Genomic DNA, 5280 nt, shown 5'->3' with positions numbered 1-5280 from the left:
ACCTGAAGCGCTTCCAGTTCGCCTCGCCCGACTATCTGACCAGCGACCTCTACACCGAAGGCTTCTTCGACCGCTCCTATGTCTCGGTCATGGGCTACAGCTTCCAGGGCCTGCGCTCGATCGACGACCCGGGCACCACGCCGGTGATCCTGCCCCTCGGCAGTGCCAGCATGATCGTCGAGCCCGACGTGATCGGCGGCCGCCTGGACCTCTCCGCCAATGCGATCGCGCTGTGGCGCGACGCAGGCGCGAGCCAGCGCCGAATCAGCCTGCGGGGCGACTGGCGCCGCCCCTGGATCACCGACCTCGGCACCGTCTATACGGTCGACCTGTCGATCCGCGGCGACATGTTCGACAGCGAAGACGTGCTGGACGACACCGGGCGCGACGTTTCGGGCCAGACCGGCCGCATCCTGCCCAAAGCCGCCTTCGAGGCGCGCTATCCCCTGGTCCGCCCGACCGAGAACGGCCGCCAGGTGATCGAGCCCATCGTGCAGCTCGTGCTGGCGCCCAGCGTGCCCCTGTCGCACAAGATCTCGAACGAAGACAGCCAGAACTTCGAGTTCGACGACACCAACCTCTTCGCGGTCGACCGCTTCTCCGGCTACGACAAGTGGGATTCGGGCTCGCGCTTCGTCTATGGCCTGCGCAGCGCCTATTACGGCAACGACGGCACCACCTTCTCGGTCTTCTTCGGCGAGAGTTACGAATTCACCGACGAGAACGACGTCTATCCCCTCTCGGCGGGTGTCGGCAACGGCCGCTCCGACTTCGTCGGCGCGATCACCGTCTCGCCCACGAGCTGGCTCGAGTTGCAGCACAATTTCCGCCTCGACAAGGACGACCTGTCGTTCAACCGGAACGACATCCGGGCGATCGTTACGGCGAACCGGCTGCGCGCCTACCTCGGCTATACTGCGGTCAAGGATCAGACCGGCGTGCCGGGCCAGGACGACCGCGACGAAATCTATGCCGCCTTCTCGGCCAAGCTGACCGAATACTGGACCCTCTATGGCGATACCCGGCAGAGCCTGAACGAAGGCTCCACCCTCTCGACCGGCCTCGGCATCTTCTATGCCGACGACTGCGTGGAACTGGGTGCCGTCTACCGCCGCGACACCACCCGCGACCGCGACATTCAGCCCGACACCTCGGTGAATTTCATCGTCCGCCTGCGCAACCTCGGTATGTGATGCGGTACCATGTTCCGCCCTGTTTCGGGGCGTCCCCGGCGTCGCGCAACGCTTTTCCTCGTGCGGTCCAGCGACTATGCTGGCGCCGCCTCGAGGTGGCTCCCCGAGGTGGCTCCCCGTCGGATGCCGCCGGCCGCCGCCCTGTTGAACGGCCCCCGACCAGAGAAGAACGATCGAGAATGCGCTTTCCCGTCCTGACCTTGGTCCATGTCCTGGCCCTCGCCTTCGCCGTCGTCCTTCCGGCCGGCCCCGGCCATGCCGCCGCGACGCCGTCGCGCCCCGCACCGGCCCCGGCCCCACCCCCGGCGACCGACATGGGCATCGCCGCCACGGTGAACGAGACGATCATCACCGGCTATGATGTCGACCAGCGCGTCCGCCTGCTGCTGGTCACCGCCGGCCTGCCCTATAGCGCCGACACCGCCAAGGCGGCCCGCCTCACCGCCTTGCGCGCCCTGGTCGACGAAGCGCTGCAGTTGCAGGAAGCCGCCAAGCAAGACGTTTCGGTCTCGGCCGACGACGTCGAGCAGAGCTATCAGCAGGTGCTGCAGTCGAATCGCGTCTCGGCCGAGCAGTTCGCGGACATCCTGGGCAAGGGCGGCGTCTCGGTCGATGCGCTGAAGCGCCAGCTGCGCGCCGAACTGGCGTGGAACCGTGTCGTGCTGAAGCGCTATTCCGGCCGCCTCTCGGTCGGCGAAGACCAGGTCCAGGCCGCGATCGACCGCATCAAGGCCAATGCCGGCCGGCCCGAGAGCCTGGTCTCCGAAATCCTGATCGCGGTCGACAATCCCGAACAGGAAGCCCAGGCCGGCGCCATCGCCCAGCAGCTCTTCGAGCAGATCAAGGCCGGTGCGCGCTTCTCCGCCCTGGCGCATCAATATTCGCAGGCCCCGTCGGCCGCCAACGGCGGCGACATCGGCTGGATCCTGCCCGGCCAGCTCTCGGCCGAACTGGACCAGACCCTGGCCCAGATGCAGGTCAATTCGGTCTCGCCGCCGATCCGGGCGACCGGCGGTTTCTACATCCTCGGCCTGCGCGAGCGCCGGCAGACCCCGCCGCCCCCGGCGGAAGTGGTGATGGTCGAGCTGAAGCAAGTCTTCGTGCCGGCCAACATCTCGGCGCCCGACGCCACGATCGACGCCCTGGCCGCTGCCCTGACCGAGGCCAAGGGCTCGATCCACAGCTGCGGCGTGCCGCGCGACCTGCTGGACAGCATCCCCGACGCCACTTTCGGGGAAGTCGGCCGCCTGAACATCAAGGACCTGCCGGTCGAATACCGGAACGCGCTCGACGGCGTGAAGATCGGCGAGGCCGGCGGCCCGGTCCGCTCGACCGACGGCCTGCACCTCCTGGTGCTGTGCGACCGCGACGACCAGACCCCGGATTCGATGATGCACGACGCCGTCCAGCGCAGCCTCGAAGACCAGCAGATGTCGATGCTGGCCCGGCGCTATCTCCGCGATCTGCGCCGGACCGCGACCATCGAAGTCCGGTGAGCACGGCCGCCCAGGCGCCGCTGGCGCTCACCTGCGGCGAGCCGGCCGGCATCGGCGCGGAAATCGCGCTCAAGGCCTGGGCGGAACACGAGGCGGGCACGCCCCCCTTCGTGCTGCTCGATCAGCCGGGGCGCCTCGCCGCCCTGGCCGATCGGCTGGGCCTCCGCGTGCCGCTGGCGACCGTGGCCACAGCCGCCGAAGTCGACCAGGCCCTGTTCGACGAAGCCCTGCCCGTATTGCCCCTGACCGCGCCGATCCGGGGCGAGGCCGGCAAGGTCGACGAGCGCGACGCCGCCGCCATCGTCGAGTCGATCCGCCGTGCCGTCGCCCTGACCCAAGCGGGCGAAACCGCGGCCCTGGTCACCAACCCGATCCGCAAGCAGTCCCTCAAGGCCATGGGGCTCGACTTTCCGGGCCATACAGAATTCCTCGCCTCGCTGGCGGGCGGCGGTGCGCGCTCGGTCATGATGCTGGCGTCGCCCCGGCTCAGGGTCGTGCCGGTCACCGTGCATATCCCCCTCGCTTCGGTGCCGCGGCTGCTGACCACGCGCGGCATCGTCGACGTTGCGGTCGCGACCGCGCAGGCGCTGGAGCGCGACTTCGGCATTGCCCGGCCCCGCCTCGCCGTTCTCGGCCTCAATCCCCATGCCGGCGAATCCGGCCTCCTCGGCCACGAGGAGGAAGACATCATCGCCCCGGCGATCGAGGACCTGCAGGCCCGCGGCATCGACGCCTTCGGCCCGGTGCCGCCCGATGCCGCCTTCCACCCGGCGGCGCGGGCGCGTTACGACGCCGCCGTCTGCATGTATCACGACCAGGGCCTGATCCCCCTGAAGATGCTGGATTTCGACGAGGGCGTGAACGTCACCCTGAACCTGCCCTTCGTGCGCACCTCGCCCGACCACGGCACCGCGCTCGACATCGCGGGCCAAGGCAAGGCCAATCCGCAGAGCCTGATCGCCGCCTTGCGCCTGGCCGCCGCCATGGCCGAGGCGCGCCGGACCGCCGCCGCCGCATGAGCCTCGACGATCTGCCGCCGCTCCGCGAGGTGATCGCCCGCCACGGGCTCGCGGCCAAGAAGACGCTGGGGCAGAATTTCCTGCTCGACCTCAACATCACGGCGCGGATCGCCCGGGCGGCCGGGATCGAGCCGGGCGACCTCGTCTACGAAGTCGGTCCCGGGCCGGGCGGGCTGACACGTGCCCTGCTCGCTGCCGGCGCCAGCGTGGTCGCGGTCGAGCGGGACGAGCGCTGCCTCGAAGCCCTGGCCGAGGTCGCGGCCGCCTATCCGCCCGGCCGGCTCACGGTGATTTCAGGCGATGCCATGACGATCGACGAGCCCGCGATCCTGGGCGGAAGGCCGGCCAAGGTGGTCGCCAACCTGCCCTATAACGTCGGCACCGCCCTGCTGATCCGCTGGCTCTCGGCCGATCCCTGGCCACCCTGGTGGCGCTCGCTCACCTTGATGTTCCAGCGCGAAGTGGCGGAACGGCTGAGTGCCGCGCCGCGGAGCGAGGCTTATTCCCGCCTCTCGGTCCTGGCGCAATGGCGCACCCTGGTGCGCGCCCATTTCGACCTCAGCCCCAAGGCCTTCGTGCCGCCGCCCAAGGTGACCTCTACCGTGGTGGGTCTGACGCCGCTGGCCGAGCCGCGCTTCCCCTGTCGCCTGGACGCCCTGGAGAAGGTCACCGCGCAAGCCTTCGGCCAGCGCCGCAAGATGCTGCGCCAGAGCCTGAAGGGTCTCGCCGTCCCGGCAGAAGACTTGCTGGCCCGGGCCGAGATCGTGCCGACGGCGCGGGCCGAGGAACTGGATGTCGCCGCCTTCGCCCGCCTCGCCCGCGTGCTGGACGATCGCTAGAACGGATCACCGCATGGCACGCCCGAAGTGACGGCAAGGGTGCCCGCGGTCGCGCCCTGCTAGCGTCGCCGCATCGCCAGCCGAGCCGCCATGCCGTGACCGATTCGATCCCCCTTCGCCGCCAGCGGCCCTTCGCCCTCTTCTGGTCGTCGCGGGTGCTCGGTTCGCTCGCCTTCCAGATGGCCTCGGTCGCCATCGGCTGGCTGATCTACGACCTGACCGGCAGCGCCTATCAGCTCGGCCTGGCCGGGCTCTGTCAGTTCCTGCCCATGGTGCCGCTCACCTTCGTGGTCGGGCCGGTGGCCGACCGTTTCGACCGCCGCCGTATCGTCATCGTGACCCAGGCCCTGCAGGCGGCGACGCTGGCCCTGGTGACGCTCAGCGCCGAACAGGGCTGGCTCAGCGTCCATGTCGTCTTCCTCGCCCTGATCCTGCTCGGCAGCGCCCGGAGTTTCGAGCGGCCGGCCATGTCCGCCCTGCTGCCCGCCTTGGTGCCTCCCGGGGACCTGCCCCGCGCGGTCGCCGTCTCCTCCTCGGCGATGCAGACGGCGGTGATCATCGGGCCGTCGCTGGGCGGCCTGCTCTATGCCTTCGGGGCCGGGCTCACCCTCGGCCTGGCGGCGGCACTGTTCGTGGCCGGCGGGGCCGCCATGACGGCGATCCGCTTCCGCCACCAGGCCGCCAGTGCCGGCAAGGTCACCATGCAGATGGTGTTTTCCGGGGTTTCCTTCAT

General features: G+C 69.7%; 5 protein-coding genes. All 5 read left to right on the top strand.

Annotation, left to right across the window (positions count from 1 at the left end):
* The coding region (locus tag WC493_RS21505) for an LPS-assembly protein LptD (protein WP_373068372.1) at positions 1-1193 on the top strand (1193 nt) is incomplete at its 5' end.
* 179 nt (positions 1194-1372) lie between these two features.
* The gene (locus tag WC493_RS21500; protein WP_373068370.1) at positions 1373-2689 is read left to right on the top strand and encodes a peptidylprolyl isomerase; all 1317 of its coding nucleotides are present in this window, start codon (positions 1373-1375) and stop codon (positions 2687-2689) included.
* The gene (pdxA, locus tag WC493_RS21495; RefSeq protein WP_373068368.1) at positions 2686-3708 is read left to right on the top strand and encodes a 4-hydroxythreonine-4-phosphate dehydrogenase PdxA; all 1023 of its coding nucleotides are present in this window, start codon (positions 2686-2688) and stop codon (positions 3706-3708) included. The genes WC493_RS21500 and pdxA overlap by 4 nt, the downstream gene beginning before the upstream one ends.
* Complete coding sequence (gene rsmA / locus WC493_RS21490) at positions 3705-4547, top strand: 16S rRNA (adenine(1518)-N(6)/adenine(1519)-N(6))-dimethyltransferase RsmA (RefSeq protein WP_373068366.1); 843 nt, start codon at positions 3705-3707, stop codon at positions 4545-4547. The genes pdxA and rsmA overlap by 4 nt, the downstream gene beginning before the upstream one ends.
* A 95-nt stretch (positions 4548-4642) precedes the next feature.
* Positions 4643-5280: MFS transporter (locus WC493_RS21485; protein WP_373068364.1), on the top strand; the 638-nt coding region annotated here is incomplete at its 3' end.

The sequence above is a fragment of the Zavarzinia sp. genome, assembly GCF_041650655.1.
In the GTDB taxonomy this organism is placed as follows: Bacteria; Pseudomonadota; Alphaproteobacteria; order Zavarziniales; family Zavarziniaceae; genus Zavarzinia.
Note: the sequence above shows the minus strand (reverse complement) of the source record. Positions and strands in the feature narration are given on the sequence as shown.

What these genes read in the sequence shown, in the direction of transcription:
- rsmA (WP_373068366.1), top strand. Translation starts at nt 3,705, where the DNA reads ATGAGCCTCGACGATCTGCCGCCGCTCCGCGAGGTGATCGCCCGCCAC.
- WC493_RS21500 (WP_373068370.1), top strand. Translation starts at nt 1,373, where the DNA reads ATGCGCTTTCCCGTCCTGACCTTGGTCCATGTCCTGGCCCTCGCCTTC.